Raw genomic sequence first — 18,949 nt, forward strand, 5'->3', positions numbered from 1 at the left:
ATGCGGCTGATAATTTTATACTTCATAGGTTTGATCTTCGGTGTCGGCATATCAATTTCTGGCATGGCCAACCCCGCTAGAGTATTGAATTTTTTTGATGTTGCTGGTGCATGGGACCCGAGTCTTGCCTTTGTTATGGGCAGTGCTCTTGTCGTCACATTTATAGGCTATCGACTTGTTCTAAAACAACCTTCTCCATTAATGGCGAGCAACTTTCAACTCCCCACGCGACGTGATCTTGACCTGCAATTAATCGGTGGTTCTGCCTTTTTCGGTATCGGCTGGGGAATGGCTGGCTTTTGCCCTGGAGGTGCACTGCCAGCTTTGGGCACTGGTCGAATTGAAGTACTTATATTCGTCACAGCATTAATTTCAGGTATTGTCGTCGTTAAAATTTTAAAATCGATATTCTCAACTCGATCTTTAGCCCAAGTATAAATTGGAGGGGAATTCAAATGAGCTATCCTATTAACAAGTCCGTCAAACCTGATCTTTCTGCTCATTTTGACGAAGCGACAAATACAATAACCTATATTGTCAAAGACCCTGACAGTAACCACTGCGCTATTATTGATAGCGTTATGGATATCGACTATGCGGCCGGCCGGATTACCTATGATGCCGCGGACAAACTGATTGAAGAAATTAAAGATCGCGGCTTAATTTTGGATTGGATAATAGAAACCCATGTTCATGCCGATCATCTGAGTGCTGCCCCTTATATTCAAGGTAAACTAGGCGGAAAAATTGGCGTCGGTGAAAAGATCATGGTCGTTCAAGAGACATTCGGCAAAGTATTCAATGAAGGGACAGAGTTTCAGCGTGATGGGTCGCAGTTTGACGCACTATTTAAGGACGGTGATACTTACTTGATAGGTACTATGCAGGCGTTTGCAATGTACACGCCCGGTCACACCCCTGCTTGTATGGTTCACGTCATTGGCGATGCAGCATTTGTTGGTGATACATTGTTTATGCCGGATGGCGGATCTGCACGCGCAGACTTTCTTGGTGGTGATGCTGGTGAACTCTATGAAAGCATCATGAAGGTACTTTCATTGCCTGACGAGATGCGTCTGCTCATGTGCCATGACTACGGTCCAAATGGCCGCGCAATCCAATGGGAGACCACTGTGGCCGAACAAAAGGCTAATAACATTCATGTTGGCCACGGTAAAACCCGTGAAGAGTTCATAAAATTCCGCACAGCACGTGACGCGCAACTAAGTATGCCTAAGCTTATTATACCATCATTGCAGGTGAATATGCGTGGAGGTGAAGTGCCAACTGACAAGGATGGCAACCCGATGTTGAAAACACCGATTAATCGCCTCTGATAAGTCTAACCACATCAATTTTTCTCAAAGGAGACCACCATGTCTAACAACACGATTGTCGACAATCTCAACAAAGCACTTCAAATGGAAATGAGCGCAGCTCATCAATATCAACTTCACGCCCATGTGCTTGATGATTGGGGTTTGAATATCCTTGCTGATAAAATGCGGGAAGAACAAGCTGAAGAATTGGGGCACTCTGATCTATTTATTGAGCGTATAATGTTCCTCAAAGGTACACCGGAAATCTCATTTGCGAAAACGCCAAAGCGGGCTGAAACCTTAAAGGAAATGTTTAACGCCGATCTTGCAGACGAAGAAGAAGCGATTGACTTCTATATCAAAGCAGCAAAACAAGCTTATGAGGCTAACGATGTTGGTTCCCGAGCACTATTCGAACAGATAGCAATGGATGAAGAAGGCCACAAAGCGTGGCTTGAACTGCAGCTAGAGTTAATTGATCGCCTTGGTGAACAAGCTTACTGCGCAAAACTTGTGTCCTTTACCCCAATTCGCGACAGCGATGAGTAACACTGCTCGGCACAGAGCTGCTCTACATCATTTACGTGCATCAATATTTTAAGGAAGGACATGTCATGACTCTCAGTCGTATCGATGAAACGTTCAGCGTGTCAGGCCAAATCCACGAAACAGATATTCAGGCAATCAAAGATGCAGGGTTTCGTGCCATTATCTGCAATCGTCCCGACGGTGAAGGTGTAGATCAACCAACGTTCAACGAAATTGATAAGGCCGCAAAAAAAGCAGGCATTGAAACGTCATACTTGCCGATCGTTTCTGGTAAAGTTTCAGACGAAGACGCTGCAGCTTTCGACAAAATTTTAAATGAATTACCTGGCCCTGTGCTTGCCTATTGTCGGACTGGGACACGTTCAACAACCCTATGGTCACTTAGTCAAGCAATTCACAGAAGCCTTCCCGATATACTTATGGCAACCAAAGCGGCTGGCTACGATATGGCTGGCGTTGTGCGCCGGATTACTAATGGTGGCAAAACCCCAACAGAAAAAGGTGATTTCAACTTTGAGATAGTCATAGCTGGGGCTGGTGCAGGGGGTATTGCTACGGCAGCAAGTCTTAAAGCCCGCAAACCTGACCTGGAAATTGCTATCGTCGATCCAGCTGATATTCACTATTATCAACCTGGTTGGACAATGGTCGGTGGTGGTATTTTTAGAGCCGAACAGACATCACGCACGATGGGCTCATTGATCCCCAATGGTGTGCGCTGGATTAAAGCTGCTGTGGCTGCTTTCGAACCTGAAAACAACGCAGTAATCTTAGACGGATGCCGTGTTGTGAAATACAAACGCCTAATCGTTTGCCCTGGCATTAAGTTGGATTGGAACAAGGTTGACGGTTTGGTAGATACGCTTGGTCAAAATGGAGTAACCTCCAATTACCGCTATGACCTTGCTCCTTATACGTGGGAACTTGTTGAAGCTATGCAGCAAGGCCGCGCGATCTTTACGCAACCACCGATGCCGATTAAATGTGCAGGCGCACCGCAAAAGGCGATGTACTTGTCAGGCGACGCTTGGCACCGCCGGAGTGTTCTTAAGAACATTGACATACAATTTAATAATGCAGGTGGCGTATTATTTGGCGTCAAAGATTATGTTCCTGCTTTGATGAAGTATGTGGAAAAGTATAACGCCAAGCTCAATTTCTCCCACAACCTTGTGGCCGTCGACGGACCAGCTAAGAAAGCCTGGTTTGATGTGTCCAAGCCAGATACGCCTATTGAGCGGATCGAAATGGAATTTGACATGATGCATGTCTGCCCTCCACAAACGGCTCCTGATTTCATTCGTGTTTCGCCCTTGCAGATGCCTCTGGTTGGGTTGACGTTGATCAGGCCACATTGCGTCACAAAAGCTATGACAATGTCTGGTCACTGGGTGATGTTATGAACGCCCCGAACGCTAAAACCATGGCAGCAGCACGTATTCAGGCGCCAGTTGTGGCCGAAAATATTATTGCGGACATTCGTGGATCTTCGCCGGTGGCTCATTATAATGGTTACGGCTCCTGTCCTCTAACAGTGGAGCGTGGCAAAATTGTTTTGGCTGAATTCGGATATGGCGGCGTCTTGCTGCCCAGCTTCCCTAAAGCCCTCATCGACGGTACGAAACCCAGTCGCGCGGCTTGGTTTCTAAAAGAGAAGATACTGCCACCGATTTATTGGAAAGGCATGTTGAAGGGGCGCGAATGGTTGGCCAAGCCTGAACATATAATTGTTAAGTGAACTGACTTTGACCCACCCCACCTTTTGCAGTGGGCCCTCACATATCTGAGAATAACATGAAAACTGATCTGACGCGCTTCTTACCTATTTTGAAATGGGGGCGAGAGTACAACCGCTCCGCACTCTCAAATGACCTTGTGGCTGCGTTAATCGTGACAATCATGTTGATTCCGCAATCATTGGCATACGCGTTATTGGCGGGATTGCCACCTGAGGCTGGCCTTTATGCCTCGATTGCACCGATCTTGCTATACGCCATATTTGGGACGAGCCGTGCTTTGGCTGTAGGCCCCGTTGCTGTTGTCTCACTGATGACCGCAGCCGCATTGAGCCACATCGTTGAGCAAGGTACAATGGGCTATGCAGTTGCGGCATTGTCGCTGGCTGCATTATCGGGCTTGATCTTATTAGGAATGGGACTTTTTCGTTTAGGTTTTGTTGCTAATTTCTTATCTCATCCCGTTATCTCAGGATTTATCACAGCCTCTGGCATCATTATAGCAGCAAGCCAAATCAAACATATTCTTGGCGTTAATGCGGATGGCCATAACCTTCTAGAGTTGGTTATTTCACTGGGCCGTCATTTATCAGAAACCAACTGGATTACCGCAATTATTGGTATTCTCGCAACGGGGTTTCTTTTCTGGGTGCGCAAAGGCCTCAAACCAGTATTACAAAAAATGGGCTTGTCTTCTGGCATAACTGGCGTTCTTGTGAAAACTGGCCCAGTGGCTGTCGTCGTCGTGACTACTCTTGCCGTATGGGGTTTTAACCTTGCAGATAAGGGTGTTAAAATCGTCGGAGAGGTACCGCAAAGCTTGCCTCCTCTGACACTACCGTCTTTCTCACCTGATTTATTGGGCCAGCTACTCCTTCCTGCATTCTTGATTTCCATTATTGGCTTTGTGGAATCAATTTCAGTTGCCCAAACTCTCGCGGCTAAAAGGCGGCAGCGTATCGATCCAGACCAAGAACTTATTGGACTTGGCGCCGCTAATATCGGTGCATCACTTACAGGTGGATTTCCGGTTACAGGTGGCTTTTCGCGATCAGTCGTCAATTTTGATGCAGGTGCCGAAACCCCAGCTGCCGGAGCATTCACCGCAGTCGGGCTGGCTATAGCGGCACTCGCCCTGACACCGTTGATCTACTTTTTGCCCAAGGCGACTTTGGCGGCAACTATCATCGTCGCCGTGCTCAGCCTTGTTGATTTTTCGATACTCAAACGCAGTTGGAATTACTCCAAAGCAGACTTTTGTGCTGTGTTGACCACAATCCTTGTGACCCTTGGACTGGGAGTAGAGGCAGGTGTGTCGGCAGGTGTAGGGCTATCAATCTTACTGCATCTATATAAATCATCTAAGCCACATATCGCCGAAGTTGGCCAAGTCCCTGGCACTGAACATTATCGCAATATTCTGCGCCATGATGTTTTAACAGATTCTTCCATTGTGACACTGCGTGTTGATGAAAGCTTGTACTTTGCAAATGCTCGTTATCTTGAAGATAAAATCCAAAATCGTGTCGCTGATGACAAGAATGTCCGGCACGTGATTTTGCAGTGCTCTGCAATCAATGAAATCGACTTAAGTGCGCTTGAGTCGCTTGAGGCGATAAACGAACGATTGAAAGCAATGGGTGTCACGCTTCACTTATCTGAAGTCAAAGGACCGGTAATGGATCGATTGAAAGCACAATCGTTTCTGAAGGAAATGAGTGGCGAAGTTTTTCTCTCGCAGTTTGAAGCCGAACAAAAGCTAAAGGCAGCGCAACATTGAGCAGTACAAATATATCGGTCTAAAGAGCACAATTATTCCTCAAACATCGATACCACGCTCATACAGAACATTTGCCACATGACTTATACTGAGCGGAAAGCGCCTCTGTCATGATCATTTTAAATCTGTGTATTTCGCCAATCACAGGCAGCGGCAATGGCATGACCTTGATATAGATGAGGTCTGTCCCGCATATATCGGGTGTAATGTTTTTAAGTTCATTTACGGAGTTTAGCAAAGGTGCAGGTCGCAGTTGAAATGGGAAGTTTGACAGGGGGAGCCCCCGCCAATCTTGACATTGAAGAGCTGCTGGCGACCCGTCTTTTGGTGCAAGGTAATTCCGGCTCAGGAAAATCGCATCTACTGCGCCGTCTGCTCGAGCAATCCTCGCAATGGGTTCAACAGGTGATTATCGATCCCGAAGGCGACTTCGTGACATTGTCAGAAAAATACGGTCATTTGGTTGTTGAAGGAGATCGAACCGAGGGCGAACTTGCCGGTATTGCCAGCCGCATTCGGCGGCACCGTGTATCCTGCGTTCTTTCACTTGAAGGGCTAGACGTTGAAGAGCAAATGCGCGCTGCAGCGACATTTCTCAATGCGCTATTCGATGCTGATCATGAGTTTTGGTATCCAATTTTGGTCGTGGTGGATGAGGCACAATTGTTTGCGCCAGCAGTTGGCGGCGAAGTATCTGAGGGCACTCGAAAAATGTCGCTGGGTGCGATGACCAACTTGATGTGCAGGGGCCGCAAACGCGGCTTGGCGGGCGTCATCGCAACGCAGCGCTTGGCTAAACTTGCCAAAAACGTAGCGGCGGAAGCCTCTAATTTTCTTATGGGGCGCACGTTTCTTGACATTGATATGGCACGCGCCGCTGACCTTTTGGGTATGGACCGACGTCAGGCAGAGATGTTCCGCGATCTAAAACGCGGTAATTTTGTGGGGCTTGGCCCTGCCCTTTCTCGGAGGCCCATTCCGATTGCTATTGGCGCAGTGGAAACACAGGCGCGCTCATCTAGTCCTAAATTGATGCCCATGCCTGACGTTGCAGAAAATGTTGAAGATCTGATTTTTACGCCGGACCCAGAGGAATTCAACCAGCTGCCACAACGCCGCACGCGGCCAGCACCGCGGCCAACAACGGATATTTTGGCTGAGCTTTCTCGCGCTACTCCGCTCAGCGATGCGCCCTTATCAAAGGCGAATGATAAGACGGTAACTCCTGAGATTTCTGCAGAAGAGCGCGAAGCCAGCATCTCCAATGTGTTAGAGGAAATTCTCTCCGATCCACAATCAGGCTACCGCACCGATTCAGCGCTTTATCAGGACTTTTTGGTGCGGCTTCGCATGCGCCGCCTGTCCGGCTCACCAATGTCGCTCAGTGAATTCCGTCGCCGCGTTGCCATTGCGCGTTCTGGCGTTGATGCAGAAACGCAGGACACGGAGACTTGGGCCACCGCCCTCTCCATGTGCACGATGGTGACGGATGATTTGCAGGGCGTATTTTTAATGCTCGCCTATGCTGCGATCAAAGGCGACATTTGCCCTTCTGATGCTCGTATTGCCCGCGCCTATGGCACTCATTCAGCGCGGCGAGCACGCAGACTTTTAGGCTATTTCGAAGAACAAGGTTTAATCATTGTTCATGCCGATCAGTCTGGCAAACGTATTGTAGGCATTCCTGAACTCGCATCTGAAACAGCACCGGGCGCTGCTGATGAGCCTGATGTGATTTCGCAAAGCGCTGAAGCTGCTGAGTAGCAATGCTTTTTAGCATTCCTTTTAAAAAACTCTACTGAATACAATTCACAGCTGCTAAACTTGCAACATTAAAATATTAATTTTGTTTATTTAATATAACTCGTGATTTCAGCGTCACATTTAAAACAAGCATATTCCCTTACTGTATTTCTTGAATATTTAGTTTAAAAATTTAGCTTTAAATGTCGCAAAATTTATCGATTATTGCATTACGCCGATTTTCTCCAAACAAATTTTCTGCTATTTCCCTTCCCATGAACATCATCTTAATAACTGCCTTTATAGCGTCGCTCTTTTTGATTATCGGTGCAGCCGAACCGCTGGCTGCACGGCTACGTCTTCCATACAGCGTAATCTTGGCGGTTCTTGGCATGCTTATCGGTGCAGGCGCTATCTTCTTTCTGCGCACTGAATTGACCGACGCATTAAACCCGGTTGCCGAAGCAATTCTGCGCTTGCCTATTCGTTCAAACGTGTTCCTCTATGTATTCCTGCCAACACTGTTATTTCAGGCAACGCTGGGAATGAACTTGCGCCGTATGCTCGACGATTGGGTTCCTATTTTAGTGCTCGCTGTCGTCGCTGTGGTCGTCGCTACTTTAAGTGTCGGCTATGCACTGGCATGGACGAGTACGTTGCCACTTGCTGCCTGCCTGCTGATCGGAGCCATCGTATCTACGACAGATCCTTCGGCTGTGGTGTCGATCTTTCGCTCCATTTCAGCACCGCGCAGACTGGCACGTATCATCGAGGGCGAAAGCCTGCTGAACGATGCCGCAGCAATCGCGCTCTTTGGCCTGTTCATGGGCTTTGTGATGCTTGGCATGCCAGACCCGACCTTTACGGATGCGCTTGGACAGTTTCCCGTATTGATTGGCGGCGGCGCAATTGTAGGTTGGGTTGCAGCACGACTTTCAGTATTACTCATGTCGGTTTTTGTGCACCATGAACGTGCGCAGATTTCTGTGTCAGTTGCTCTTCCCTATCTCGTTTATATCGGCGCGGAACAGATTGTCGGCGCCTCTGGCGTAATCGCTGTCGTGACAGCCGGCATAACGATGAACCTAACAGGCCCCCACCGTTTGTCGCCGCAAGCTTGGTCAAACCTCAGTGAGGTGTGGGACCTTCTCGCACATTGGGCAGGCGCATTGATCTTTATTCTGGCTGCGCTTCTTATCCCAAGATTATTAGAAGAAGTACGTGCCGAGGACTTTTTTCTAGTTAGTGTCGTCATTTGTGCCGCTGTGATCGCACGGGCGCTCATTCTGTTTGGACTGTTACCGCTACTTACATTGCTGCGCCTTTCTCCTGCCGTTGAGCGGCCATACCGCGTAGCAATCCTATGGGGCGGACTTCGCGGAGCGGTCACTCTTGCACTGGCTTTGGCTGTTACTGAAAGCATTTGGGTTCCCATTGAAGTTAAGCGTGTGGTTGGCATTCTGGCCACAGGTTTCACGCTCTTCACTCTCATTGTGCAGGGTACGACATTGCGGAGCGTCATCAGATGGCTCGGGCTTGATCGATTATCACCAATTGACGAAGCTTTATCACGTCAGGTCGTTGCGGTTGCGCTCCAAACCGTGCGTGAGGATGTGGAAAACACCACCGAGAATTATGAATTAAATCGCGAAATTGTACGCTCTGAAGCAAAGAAATTCGGTGAGCGATTGAACGACACAGTTCAAGCCGCAGAAGACGGTGCTGAAATTCTTGATCGTGATCGAATTACATTGGGGTTGATTGCTCTTGCTGGTCATGAGCGCGACACTGTGCTTATCCGCATGCGAGAGCGGACAATTTCCCAACGTATGGCAGAGCAGGTCTTATCGGACGCAGACCGGCTGATTGAGGGCGCAAGATCTGGCGGACGGTATGGGTATCAACGCGCAGCGCGAAAAACCGTGTCATACGGCCTAGATTTCAAAATTGGCGTGGCATTACAACGACGCCTGCATTTGTCTGGGCCTTTGGCCCGTATGACTGCTGACCGCTTTGAGCTCTTACTGTCACAGCGGCTTATTTTGCGCGACCTTGATGCGTTCATCGATAAACGTATTCGCCGTATTCATGGACGACGGGTCGCAGAATTGCTGCATGAGTTAGTCGCACGCCGTGTGGAGGCGCTGGAGACTGCTTTAGAAGGCCTGCGCCTGCAATATCCTGGATACGCAGAAAAACTCGAACGTCGCTTCATCCGGCGTACAGCACTACGCCTTGAAGAGCGTGAATATTCCATCATGCGCGAAGATGGATTGATTGGGGCCGAAATTTATACGGCATTGATGCAAGATTTGAATGTGAAACGTGCCGCCACTGAGAAACGTCCTTCGCTCGATGTTGCCATTCAACGTTTAGAACTCGTCCAGCGTTTTCCTTTGTTTGTTGGAATGGATGATTCTGCGCTCAAAAAACTGGGACGTTCGCTCAAAACTGTTTACGTTAACTCAGGTGAGTTGATCATTGATAAGGATGATCCAGCGACGAGTGTTTACTTTATCGCCTCCGGTGCGGTCGAGCTTGAGAGCGCTGGCCAAACATGGCGGCGCGGCGGCGGCGAGATGTTTGGGCAAATTGCAATCCTGACGAAGAAAGCGGTTCGCACGCAAGTACGGGCAATCGCTCCTTCGACATTACTCGCGCTTGACGCTGATCGCTTCCGCCGCCTTCTTGCGCGTAGCCCTGCCATTCAACAAGCCATTCGCAACAGCGCAAAGGAGCGCGGCATAGACCCTGACGCACTCATAGCAAAAGAACAATCAGGCACCCCACTGATTACGAAGTAGATGGTGCTTTTCCATCATTTGGCTAATCATATTTGCACCAGCGCTTGCTGCTGCAATGATTTTATTGACGGCGAACAAGTATGCGATGACTGGAAATTGTCGCAGCCTTGGGAAATAACAAATTTCCCTGACAACATCGCCAAATGAGTAAATAATAGGACTTACGCCTAAATAATCAGCTTGTATTGCCCGCTTTATAGGCACCCCTAGCCTTGCTTAATATTTACGCATCAGCGCAAAATTCCGAAGTATTTTTACGGCTCATGCGCTTTCAATAGCTGGCTCGACGGGCTCATCTTTTTGTCGGCGCACCATCTAGAAAGCCATGGAATAGAAGGCGCTGACAACTCGAGAATCATTATAGGCAAGCACGATTGAAACTGTTTGAAACGCGATGAATATCATCCCGACTATCCAACCGATGCAGCGCAATACGGGCAGCGCACGGCTTAGTGTGACAGGCGTGAGTGGTAACACCATGCTTGAAAACTTATATCAGTCGGGCAATGCCAAACTTCGTATTCCTGAACGTTATGAATCTGGTCCGCTTGAAGCGGTTATGATCAACATCGCTGGTGGCATGACGGGCGGCGACACGCTTGATTGGGATTTCAGCGCTCATGACAATGCCGAACTTACTTTGACATCGCAGGCCTGCGAAAAAATCTATAAATCTAGCTCAGGACAAGCCGTCGCCGATATTGCGTTAAACGCCTCTAGCGGATCGCGCATAAACTGGTTGCCGCAAGAAACCATTATATTTGATCGTGCAAATTTACTGCGCAAAGTAAATATTGATCTATCCGATAACGCCTCAGCGCTCATTGTCGAGGCGTTGGTGTTTGGCCGTAAAGCGATGGGCGAAATTGTAAAAGAAGCGACGATCCGCGACCGCTGGCGCGTGCAACAAGATGGCGCTCTCATCCATGCGGAAGAATTATGGATAACTGGCCCGATCGATGAGCAATTATCAAACAAGGCAATTGCTGCGGGCAACAAGGCCATAGCGACGGTGCTTTTTGTGTCGCCTAACGCTGAGCAGTCCATGGCGCAGCTCAATAATATAATTGGTGAGAACGGCGCGGTGTCTTGCTGGAATGGCAAGTTGCTTTTGCGCATTTTAGCTATGGATAGTTATGATTTACGCCGCACCCTAATTCCTGTGATCCAATGTCTATCAGGCGGACAAAAACTGCCGAAATGCTGGACGCTTTAGATGGAGACGATATGCAACTGACCCCGAGAGAAAAAGATAAATTGCTGATTTCAATGGCGGCAGTCGTCGCGCGTAAGCGCCTTGAGCGCGGCGTGAAGCTGAATCACCCAGAAGCCATTGCGCTAATCACAGATTTTGTCGTTGAAGGCGCGCGCGACGGGCGCAGCGTTGCCGACCTCATGGAAGCAGGCGCGCATGTGATCACCCGCGCGCAAGTGATGGAAGGCATCCCTGAAATGATCCACGATATTCAGGTCGAAGCCACTTTTCCCGATGGCACAAAACTCGTGACCGTGCATGAGCCGATTAGATAGGAGAACGTCTATGATCCCCGGTGAAATTATAACCGCTAAAGGCGACATCACGCTCAATGAGGGCGCTGAATCTATCACTTTAAAAGTGGCCAATACGGGCGACCGTCCGGTGCAAGTGGGCAGCCATTATCATTTTTATGAAACCAATGCGGCGCTGACATTTGACCGCGATGCTGCGCGTGGCATGCGACTTGATATTGCGGCTGGAACTGCTGTTCGGTTTGAACCGGGCCAAGAGCGTGACGTAACGCTTATTCCTGTTTCTGGCGCACGCAAAATATATGGCTTCAATGCCAAAATAATGGGAGATCTATAATGCCTACAAAACTCCCCCGCTCAGAATATGCTGCTATGTACGGCCCCACGACTGGCGACAAAGTGCGGCTTGCCGATACGGATTTGATTATTGAGGTCGAACGCGATCTTACAACTTACGGCGAAGAGGTGAAATTTGGCGGCGGCAAAGTCATCCGCGATGGCATGGGCCAAGCACAAACGACACGCGCAGACGGCGCTGTTGATACGGTTATCACCAATGCGCTGATCGTCGATCATTCCGGCATCTATAAAGCCGATGTCGGCCTAAAAGATGGGCGTATTTGCAAGATCGGTAAAGCGGGCAACCCTGACACACAACCAGGTGTGAACATCATCGTTGGACCTGGCACAGAGGCGATTGCTGGCGAAGGAAAAATTCTCACCGCTGGTGGGTTCGACAGCCATATCCATTATATTTGCCCGCAGCAGATTGACGATGCGCTTTATTCGGGCGTCACCACAATGCTCGGCGGCGGCACTGGACCAGCTCATGGCACGCTTGCAACGACATGTACGCCGGGCCCTTGGCACTTAGGCCGCATGATACAAAGCGCTGATGCCCTTCCAATGAACCTAGCATTTGCAGGAAAAGGCAATGCATCATTGCCCGGCGCATTGCACGAAATGGTGCTGGGAGGCGCATGTGCGCTCAAGCTGCATGAAGATTGGGGCACCACGCCTGCAGCTATCGATAACTGCCTAAATGTTGCCGATGAATTCGATGTGCAAGTGATGATCCACACCGACACATTGAACGAATCTGGTTTCGTAGAAAATACGGTCGACGCATTTAAGGGCCGCACCATCCACGCATTTCACACCGAGGGTGCTGGCGGCGGGCATGCACCGGACATTATTAAAATTTGCGGCTTGCAGAACGTGCTGCCCTCCTCCACCAATCCGACACGGCCTTACACGATCAACACGCTGGAAGAGCATCTGGATATGTTGATGGTTTGCCATCACCTCGACAGCTCTATTCCAGAAGACATCGCATTCGCCGAAAGCCGTATTCGGCGCGAAACAATTGCTGCTGAAGATATTCTGCACGATATGGGCGCGTTCTCGATTATTGCATCTGATAGTCAAGCGATGGGGCGTGTGGGCGAAGTTCTCATTCGCACTTGGCAGACGGCCGATAAGATGAAGAAGCAGCGCGGCCCGCTCAAAGAAGAGACAGGCGATAACGATAATTTTCGTGTGCGTCGCTATATTGCAAAATACACCATTAATCCCGCAATTGCGCACGGTATTAGCCATGAGATCGGCTCGATTGAAGAAGGCAAACGCGCAGACTTGGTGCTGTGGGATACGGCGTTTTTTGGCGTGAAGCCAGCGATGGTTTTAATAGGCGGCACAATCATTGCTGCACCGATGGGCGATCCCAATGCCTCCATCCCGACACCGCAGCCGGTTCATATGCGTCCTATGTTTGGTGCGTTTGGCAAAGCGCTCACCAATTCTTCTGTGACTTTTGTGAGCCAAGCGGCGATTGACGACGGTCTCGCCCATAAGCTTGGAACTGAAAAACAGATGGTGGCGGTGAATAATACACGTGGCGGCATTTCCAAATCATCGCTGATTTTGAACAATGCGACACCGCATATGGAGGTTGATCCTGAGACATATGAAGTGCGTGCAGATGGCATATTGTTAACATGTGAACCAGCCAGCGTACTGCCTATGGCACAGAGGTATTTTCTGTTTTGATTAAAGCCACGACAACGATTTCTCATACCCACTCACCAGCTGACACGATCACGCTGGATGAAACTGCGCGGCATCGCAGACGCGTTAAAATGACATCAGACAATGGCATTGAGTTCCTGCTGGATTTGCCAGAGGCTAAATTATTGCACCATGGCGAGGGACTGGTCTTGGATGACGGGCGTGTGATTGAAGTGCGCGCTGAACCAGAGAACTTACTGGAAGTGCGTGGGCGAGATACGCGGCATTTACTTGCGCTTGGTTGGCAAATTGGCAATCGACATTTGGCAGCACAAATTGAAAGCGACCGCATATTTATCCGTCAAGATCATGTGATAAAAGAGATGCTGATTGGCCTTGGTGCCACCGTCGTAGAAATTCGTGCGCCGTTTGATCCCGAAGGCGGGGCTTATGGCGATGTTCATAAGGGACATCATCACCATGACTAAAAAGTTTGACTGGCATAGTGACGAGATCATGCTCAATAGTGTGATCAACGACACCTATAAAAATACGCAAAATGTGCGACGTTTTTTCAAAGCGCATATTGGAGAGCACTTCAAGTTTGATAGAAGTTTTATGGCGTGGATGATCGATAACCATGGCGCAACAATGGGTGATGCGATTAATGAATGGCAGCGCAGAAATTCAGAAAAATGAATGATAGTGCATCACTATTAAAACTCATGTCTTGGCTCTCGCCTGTGTTTCCCACAGGCGGATTTGCTTATTCATCGGGCCTTGAAACTGCCGTCCAAAGCGGCCTTGTCGTTGACGCCAATGACTTGCGAGATTGGCTTAAAACAGCACTCAGCAATGGCGCATTGCACAACGATGCCGTTCTATTTGCCGCCGCTTGGCGAATGAGCAACGCCCCTAAAGAACTAACTAAAATCGCAGAAATGGCACTTGCACTTGCTGGCAGCGCAGAGCGCTACTTAGAAATGACCGCGCAAGGCGATGCTTTTATTAAAGCTGTTATAAACTGGCCAGATGCGGATGATGTTCGCTTCCCTTCGCCTTGCCCGCTTTGTGTTGCGGTTGGTGCAGCGGGAGGCGCCAGTAAGATTGATCTAACGATTGCTTTGTCAGCCTATCTGCACAGCGCCATTACGAACCAAGCGCAGGCAGCAATTCGCTTGTCGGTCACAGGTCAAAAAGGCGCTTCAAACATTATGGCCGCGCTTGAGCCAGATATTATAGCATTGGCAGAATTTGCGGCGCAGAGCGATATGGATGATGTTGGCAGTGCTGCGATGAACGCAGAAATCATGTCGATGCGCCATGAGCATTTGAATGGAAGGATGTTCCGGTCGTGAACCAATCAAATAATGGACCATTGCGTGTTGGTATTGGCGGGCCAGTTGGCACCGGAAAAACAACGCTGACTGAAAAGCTATGCAAAGCAATGTCGAGCAAATATTCCGTGGCCGTTGTCACAAATGATATTTACACGCGCGAAGATGCTGACGCATTGGTGCGCTCGCAAGCACTATCATCAGATCGCATCATCGGTGTTGAAACCGGCGGCTGTCCGCATACGGCTATCCGCGAAGATGCGTCGATCAATTTGCAAGCGATTGATGAACTCAATGCACGCCATTCTGATCTTGATATTATTTTCATTGAGTCTGGCGGTGATAATCTGGCGGCTACATTTTCACCAGATTTAGCAGATTTGACGCTCTATGTGATCTCGGTTTGTCAGGGCGGCGATATACCGCGCAAAGGCGGCGCAGCGATCACGCGATCTGACTTGCTCATCATCAATAAAACCGATCTTGCGCCTTATGTGGGTGCAAATCTTGAACAGATGGATGCGGATGCAAAACGCGCCCGAGGCCAGAGACCTGTTCAATTGAGCGATCTATCGCGCGGAAGCGGCGTCGAAGAGATTGTATCATTTCTCGAAAACCATGGCGGCCTATCGAAGCCCGTTTAACCTGCCGCCTAATTTTTACTCAGAAGACTATCGCCGCCTAAAAAGAGTGCATGTTCACTTAAGTATTTTGGTCGCGATTTTAAATGCGCGCCAACTTAAATCGTTAAGTATTTGTTAATAAATGATTAAATCACGAGCCGCGAAACTGGCACGCATGTTGCAATACACAAAGCGATATTAACGAGCTTTGGAGTTATGCAATTGAACAAGGTGACACGCCGCTTCGCACTGGCCGGTGCAACTACACTTATATCTGTTTCAATGCTGTTTTCAGCATCAGCACAGGAAGAGACAATCAAGATAGGTGTTCTGCATTCACTATCTGGAACAATGGCGATTTCAGAAACGACACTTAAAGACACGATTGAAATGCTGGTTGATCAACAAAATGAAAAAGGTGGTCTGCTGGGCAAGCAACTTGAAGCCGTTGTCGTTGATCCGGCATCTGACTGGCCGCTCTTTGCTGAAAAAGCGCGCGAGCTTTTAACGGTTTCAAATGTTGATGTGATTTTTGGATCATGGACATCGGTGAGCCGCAAATCGGCACTTCCGGTTCTTGAAGAGCTCAATGGTTTGATGTTCTATCCAGTTCAATATGAGGGAGAAGAATCTTCTAAAAACGTGTTTTACACGGGTGCAGCACCTAACCAGCAAGCTATTCCAGCTACCGATTATTTTTTAGAGGAGCTTGGCGTTGAAAAATTTGCGTTACTCGGCACCGACTATGTTTACCCCCGCACAACGAACAACATTCTTGAATCATACCTCAAAGGTAAAGGCATTGCGGCAGAAGACATCTTTGTCAACTACACGCCCTTTGGCCATTCCGACTGGTCGAAAATTGTGGCCGATGTGATCGCACTTGGTGCTGACGGTAAAAAAGTTGGCGTGATTTCCACGATCAATGGTGATGCTAATGTTGGCTTCTATAAAGAGTTAGCTGCCGCTGGTGTCTCTGCCGAGGACATTCCTGTTGTCGCATTCTCCGTCGGCGAAGAAGAATTGTCTGGCCTTGATACATCCAACCTAGTTGGACATTTGGCTGCTTGGAATTATTTCCAATCTGCTGATGCCCCAGCCAATGCAGAGTTCATCAAAACGTGGAAAGCGCGCATGGGCGAAAAGCGTGTGACCAACGATCCGATGGAAGCTCATTATATTGGCTTTAATATGTGGGTGAACGCAGTAACGGCAGCTGGCACAACAGATGTCGATGCGGTTCGCACTGCGATGTACGGCCAGAAGTTCCCGAACTTGACCGGCGGAACAGCAGAGATGCTTCCAAATCACCATTTGTCAAAGCCAGTTCTTATGGGTGAGATTCAAGCCGACGGACAGTTTGACATCATCAGCCAGACAGAACCTGTACCGGGCGATGCATGGACCGACTTTTTGCCTGAGTCCGCTGTTTTGAAATCGGATTGGGCGACCCTTGGTTGCGGTATGTACAACACCGAAACCAGCACATGTGTTCAGATCAAATCGAACTACTAACAGTCCTCCCAGACTGAACCAGCAGGGCCGCATTCGTGCGGCTCTGCTTTCCCTGATCACCGGATAAAATCTATGTTTCGCATTTTGATAGCAACCGTGATGCTTTTCATCACAGCACTTTCAGTCTCCGCGCAATCGGCTGATCTACAAACAATTCTGCAAGAGAATAGCAAAGCGGTGGAGCGATCATCGCGCACGACCATTTCGCCAATTCTTGACGCACTCTTGGAAAGTGAAAGCACGAACATCTCCACATTGCTGGAAAACTGGCAGAGTAAAAAGCTTTGGATGCGAAAAAGCGATGGTCTGTTTTTCTTTGTGGAAAATAGCGATGCTGACCCCATTGAACTGATTGATATTGAATCCAATGAGGTTGCAGGCACTGCAGATAAATCAGATCTCAAAGAGCTGCGCCCCAATAGCGGTGTGCGCGCCGTCATGGCTTCCACGCTTGTTCGCTTTCAACTCATTGATGAAGACCAAATTCAACGCACGAACGCTTTGACAGCGATTGAGCGCGACCCCGATGAAAGTCATTTAGACGTTCTACGCGGCACAATAGCCGATGAACCAGTCACCGCCATTAAAACGCGTATGGAACGCTTAGAGCGATTACTGACTATCCGCTTTGATAAGGATAGTACTGCGCGCGTTGATGCGATCACTCACTTTGCTGGTGACACCAATATTGACGTTAGAGCTGTGCTCAATCCTATTTTGGCAACGCAGATCAAAACAGCAAAAGAAATTCCTGAAACTGAAAATGTCGCGCAGCGGCTTTCTGTTGGCAATGGCATAACACACGATGCAGCTTATCAGCTTTTGGTCGATAATAATCTTGCGCCACAACGCATCACAACAAAGGCGCGTGATGCTGCGCTAGTCGCCAATATTGCTGACGGTAAAATTGGTGGTTTTGATGTGGCGAGTTTGAACACAGAAGCGCGCCGGATCGAAGCCTATCAGGCGCTTGCAAGTAAAGAGAGCGTTCCGCCATTCATTACAGAAGAAGCGGCTCAGGCTGCCCTTGATGCCCATGTCTTTTACGACGCATATATAGAGCAAGACAGTGCCGTAACCGATGCTGCACGCAATACGGTACGTTCTATCAATACACGCGTTGGCGCGTTTCAGGTTGCTGATTTGGGGCTTGATGCGCTTTCGCTCGCATCAATTTATTTTCTAGCAGCCATTGGCCTTGCGATAACCTTCGGCGTGATGGGTGTCATCAATATGGCACACGGCGAATTCATCATGATCGGCGCTTACACAGGATATGTCGCGCAGCAATTGATACCCGATTACACGCTATCGCTAATTGTCGCGCTGCCTCTCGCCTTTGTGGTCGCGTTTGGGGCTGGCGTTGCGCTGGAACGGCTGGTTATCCGTCATCTTATGCATCGCCCATTGGAAACGCTTTTGGCAACCTTTGGTATTTCCATCGCGCTTCAACAATTGGCAAAAAACATTTTCGGCACACAAGCCCGTCCGCTGACATCTCCCGCATGGCTTGATGGGGCATGGGTATACAACGACATCGTGTCAATCAGTTACATTCGCATCGCGATTTTTGTGTTGGCCTTATTGTTCTTCGCTCTTTTGCTCTTCATTTTGAACCGCACACGGCTTGGCCTCGAAGTGCGAGCGGTTACACAAAACCCGCGCATGGCTTCATCAATGGGCATCAATCCTGATAAGATAAATATGCTCACTTTTGGCCTTGGTTCGGGTATTGCAGGCATTGCAGGCGTTGCTATTGGCCTATTCGGTCAGGTCACGTCAGAGCTTGGGTCTAACTACATCGTGCAAAGTTTTATGACGGTTGTTGTTGGCGGCGTTGGCAATATTTGGGGCACGTTGGCTGGCGCGAGCATGATCGGCGGCCTGCAAAAAATCATCGAGTTCTTCAACCCGTCTAACACATTGGCGGCGCAGACCTTCATGATTATCTTCATCATCATTTTCATTCAGTTCAGACCTAAAGGGATTATCGCCCTTAAAGGTCGCGCGGCGGGAGACTAAGAACT

Annotated in this window: 16 protein-coding genes and 1 pseudogene; all 17 read left to right on the forward strand. The window is 48.9% G+C overall.

Annotated elements, in window-relative coordinates; genetic code table 11:
- The 17 genes and pseudogenes from C504_RS0111665 (at position 1) to urtB (ending at position 18,944) form a co-directional block, all read left to right on the forward strand.
- The gene (locus tag C504_RS0111665) at positions 1–438 is read left to right on the forward strand and encodes a DUF6691 family protein (protein WP_018689525.1); all 438 of its coding nucleotides are present in this window, start codon (positions 1–3) and stop codon (positions 436–438) included.
- Between the two features lie 17 nt (positions 439–455).
- A complete protein-coding gene (locus C504_RS0111670; protein WP_018689526.1) occupies positions 456–1,337 on the forward strand; it encodes an MBL fold metallo-hydrolase in 882 nt (293 codons plus the stop codon).
- A gap of 39 nt (positions 1,338–1,376) precedes the next feature.
- Positions 1,377–1,868, forward strand: coding sequence for a bacterioferritin (locus tag C504_RS0111675; RefSeq protein WP_018689527.1), 492 nt, complete (start codon positions 1,377–1,379; stop codon positions 1,866–1,868).
- 65 nt (positions 1,869–1,933) lie between these two features.
- A pseudogene (locus C504_RS17790) lies at positions 1,934–3,606 on the forward strand (bifunctional protein tyrosine phosphatase family protein/NAD(P)/FAD-dependent oxidoreductase).
- Positions 3,607–3,662: 56 nt separating this feature from the next.
- Positions 3,663–5,384, forward strand: coding sequence for a SulP family inorganic anion transporter (locus tag C504_RS0111685; RefSeq protein ID WP_018689528.1), 1,722 nt, complete (start codon positions 3,663–3,665; stop codon positions 5,382–5,384).
- A gap of 240 nt (positions 5,385–5,624) precedes the next feature.
- The gene (locus tag C504_RS0111690) at positions 5,625–7,148 is read left to right on the forward strand and encodes an ATP-binding protein (RefSeq protein WP_026317433.1); all 1,524 of its coding nucleotides are present in this window, start codon (positions 5,625–5,627) and stop codon (positions 7,146–7,148) included.
- A gap of 254 nt (positions 7,149–7,402) precedes the next feature.
- Complete coding sequence (locus C504_RS0111695; protein WP_041951728.1) at positions 7,403–9,931, forward strand: cation:proton antiporter; 2,529 nt, start codon at positions 7,403–7,405, stop codon at positions 9,929–9,931.
- Positions 9,932–10,325: 394 nt separating this feature from the next.
- Positions 10,326–11,147: an urease accessory protein UreD gene (locus C504_RS0111700; RefSeq protein ID WP_018689531.1), complete on the forward strand. Its 822-nt coding sequence runs from the start codon at positions 10,326–10,328 to the stop codon at positions 11,145–11,147.
- Positions 11,148–11,158: 11 nt separating this feature from the next.
- Positions 11,159–11,461 (forward strand): urease subunit gamma, encoded by a 303-nt coding sequence (locus C504_RS0111705; protein WP_018689532.1) that lies wholly within the window; start codon positions 11,159–11,161, stop codon positions 11,459–11,461.
- 10 nt (positions 11,462–11,471) lie between these two features.
- Positions 11,472–11,777 (forward strand): urease subunit beta, encoded by a 306-nt coding sequence (locus tag C504_RS0111710; RefSeq protein ID WP_018689533.1) that lies wholly within the window; start codon positions 11,472–11,474, stop codon positions 11,775–11,777.
- Positions 11,777–13,489, forward strand: a complete 1,713-nt coding sequence (ureC, locus tag C504_RS0111715; RefSeq protein WP_018689534.1) for an urease subunit alpha — start codon at positions 11,777–11,779, stop codon at positions 13,487–13,489. The genes C504_RS0111710 and ureC overlap by 1 nt, the downstream gene beginning before the upstream one ends.
- A complete protein-coding gene (locus C504_RS0111720) occupies positions 13,486–13,935 on the forward strand; it encodes an urease accessory protein UreE (protein WP_018689535.1) in 450 nt (149 codons plus the stop codon). The genes ureC and C504_RS0111720 overlap by 4 nt, the downstream gene beginning before the upstream one ends.
- The gene (locus C504_RS0111725; RefSeq protein ID WP_018689536.1) at positions 13,928–14,146 is read left to right on the forward strand and encodes a DUF6434 domain-containing protein; all 219 of its coding nucleotides are present in this window, start codon (positions 13,928–13,930) and stop codon (positions 14,144–14,146) included. The genes C504_RS0111720 and C504_RS0111725 overlap by 8 nt, the downstream gene beginning before the upstream one ends.
- A complete protein-coding gene (locus C504_RS0111730) occupies positions 14,119–14,805 on the forward strand; it encodes an urease accessory protein UreF (protein WP_026317435.1) in 687 nt (228 codons plus the stop codon). Before C504_RS0111725 ends, C504_RS0111730 begins: the two co-directional genes overlap by 28 nt.
- Positions 14,802–15,428, forward strand: coding sequence for an urease accessory protein UreG (gene ureG, locus C504_RS0111735; protein ID WP_018689538.1), 627 nt, complete (start codon positions 14,802–14,804; stop codon positions 15,426–15,428). Before C504_RS0111730 ends, ureG begins: the two co-directional genes overlap by 4 nt.
- Positions 15,429–15,623: 195 nt before the next feature.
- The gene (gene urtA, locus C504_RS0111740) at positions 15,624–16,922 is read left to right on the forward strand and encodes an urea ABC transporter substrate-binding protein (protein WP_018689539.1); all 1,299 of its coding nucleotides are present in this window, start codon (positions 15,624–15,626) and stop codon (positions 16,920–16,922) included.
- A gap of 72 nt (positions 16,923–16,994) precedes the next feature.
- Positions 16,995–18,944: an urea ABC transporter permease subunit UrtB gene (gene urtB, locus C504_RS0111745; RefSeq protein ID WP_018689540.1), complete on the forward strand. Its 1,950-nt coding sequence runs from the start codon at positions 16,995–16,997 to the stop codon at positions 18,942–18,944.
- Positions 18,945–18,949 lie beyond the last annotated feature (5 nt).

Source organism: Ahrensia kielensis DSM 5890, assembly GCF_000374465.1.
Classification (GTDB): Bacteria; Pseudomonadota; Alphaproteobacteria; order Rhizobiales; family Rhizobiaceae; genus Ahrensia; species Ahrensia kielensis.

Bases quoted from the DNA above. Each gene is read 5' to 3' on its own strand.
- ureC (WP_018689534.1), top strand. From the start codon at position 11,777: ATGCCTACAAAACTCCCCCGCTCAGAATATGCTGCTATGTACGGCCCC.
- C504_RS0111710 (WP_018689533.1), top strand. From the start codon at position 11,472: ATGATCCCCGGTGAAATTATAACCGCTAAAGGCGACATCACGCTCAAT.
- C504_RS0111730 (WP_026317435.1), top strand. From the start codon at position 14,119: ATGGCAGCGCAGAAATTCAGAAAAATGAATGATAGTGCATCACTATTA.
- C504_RS0111675 (WP_018689527.1), top strand. From the start codon at position 1,377: ATGTCTAACAACACGATTGTCGACAATCTCAACAAAGCACTTCAAATG.
- C504_RS0111700 (WP_018689531.1), top strand. From the start codon at position 10,326: ATGAATATCATCCCGACTATCCAACCGATGCAGCGCAATACGGGCAGC.
- C504_RS0111725 (WP_018689536.1), top strand. From the start codon at position 13,928: ATGACTAAAAAGTTTGACTGGCATAGTGACGAGATCATGCTCAATAGT.
- urtB (WP_018689540.1), top strand. From the start codon at position 16,995: ATGTTTCGCATTTTGATAGCAACCGTGATGCTTTTCATCACAGCACTT.
- C504_RS0111665 (WP_018689525.1), top strand. From the start codon at position 1: ATGCGGCTGATAATTTTATACTTCATAGGTTTGATCTTCGGTGTCGGC.
- C504_RS0111685 (WP_018689528.1), top strand. From the start codon at position 3,663: ATGAAAACTGATCTGACGCGCTTCTTACCTATTTTGAAATGGGGGCGA.
- urtA (WP_018689539.1), top strand. From the start codon at position 15,624: ATGCAATTGAACAAGGTGACACGCCGCTTCGCACTGGCCGGTGCAACT.
- C504_RS0111670 (WP_018689526.1), top strand. From the start codon at position 456: ATGAGCTATCCTATTAACAAGTCCGTCAAACCTGATCTTTCTGCTCAT.
- C504_RS0111705 (WP_018689532.1), top strand. From the start codon at position 11,159: ATGCAACTGACCCCGAGAGAAAAAGATAAATTGCTGATTTCAATGGCG.
- C504_RS0111695 (WP_041951728.1), top strand. From the start codon at position 7,403: ATGAACATCATCTTAATAACTGCCTTTATAGCGTCGCTCTTTTTGATT.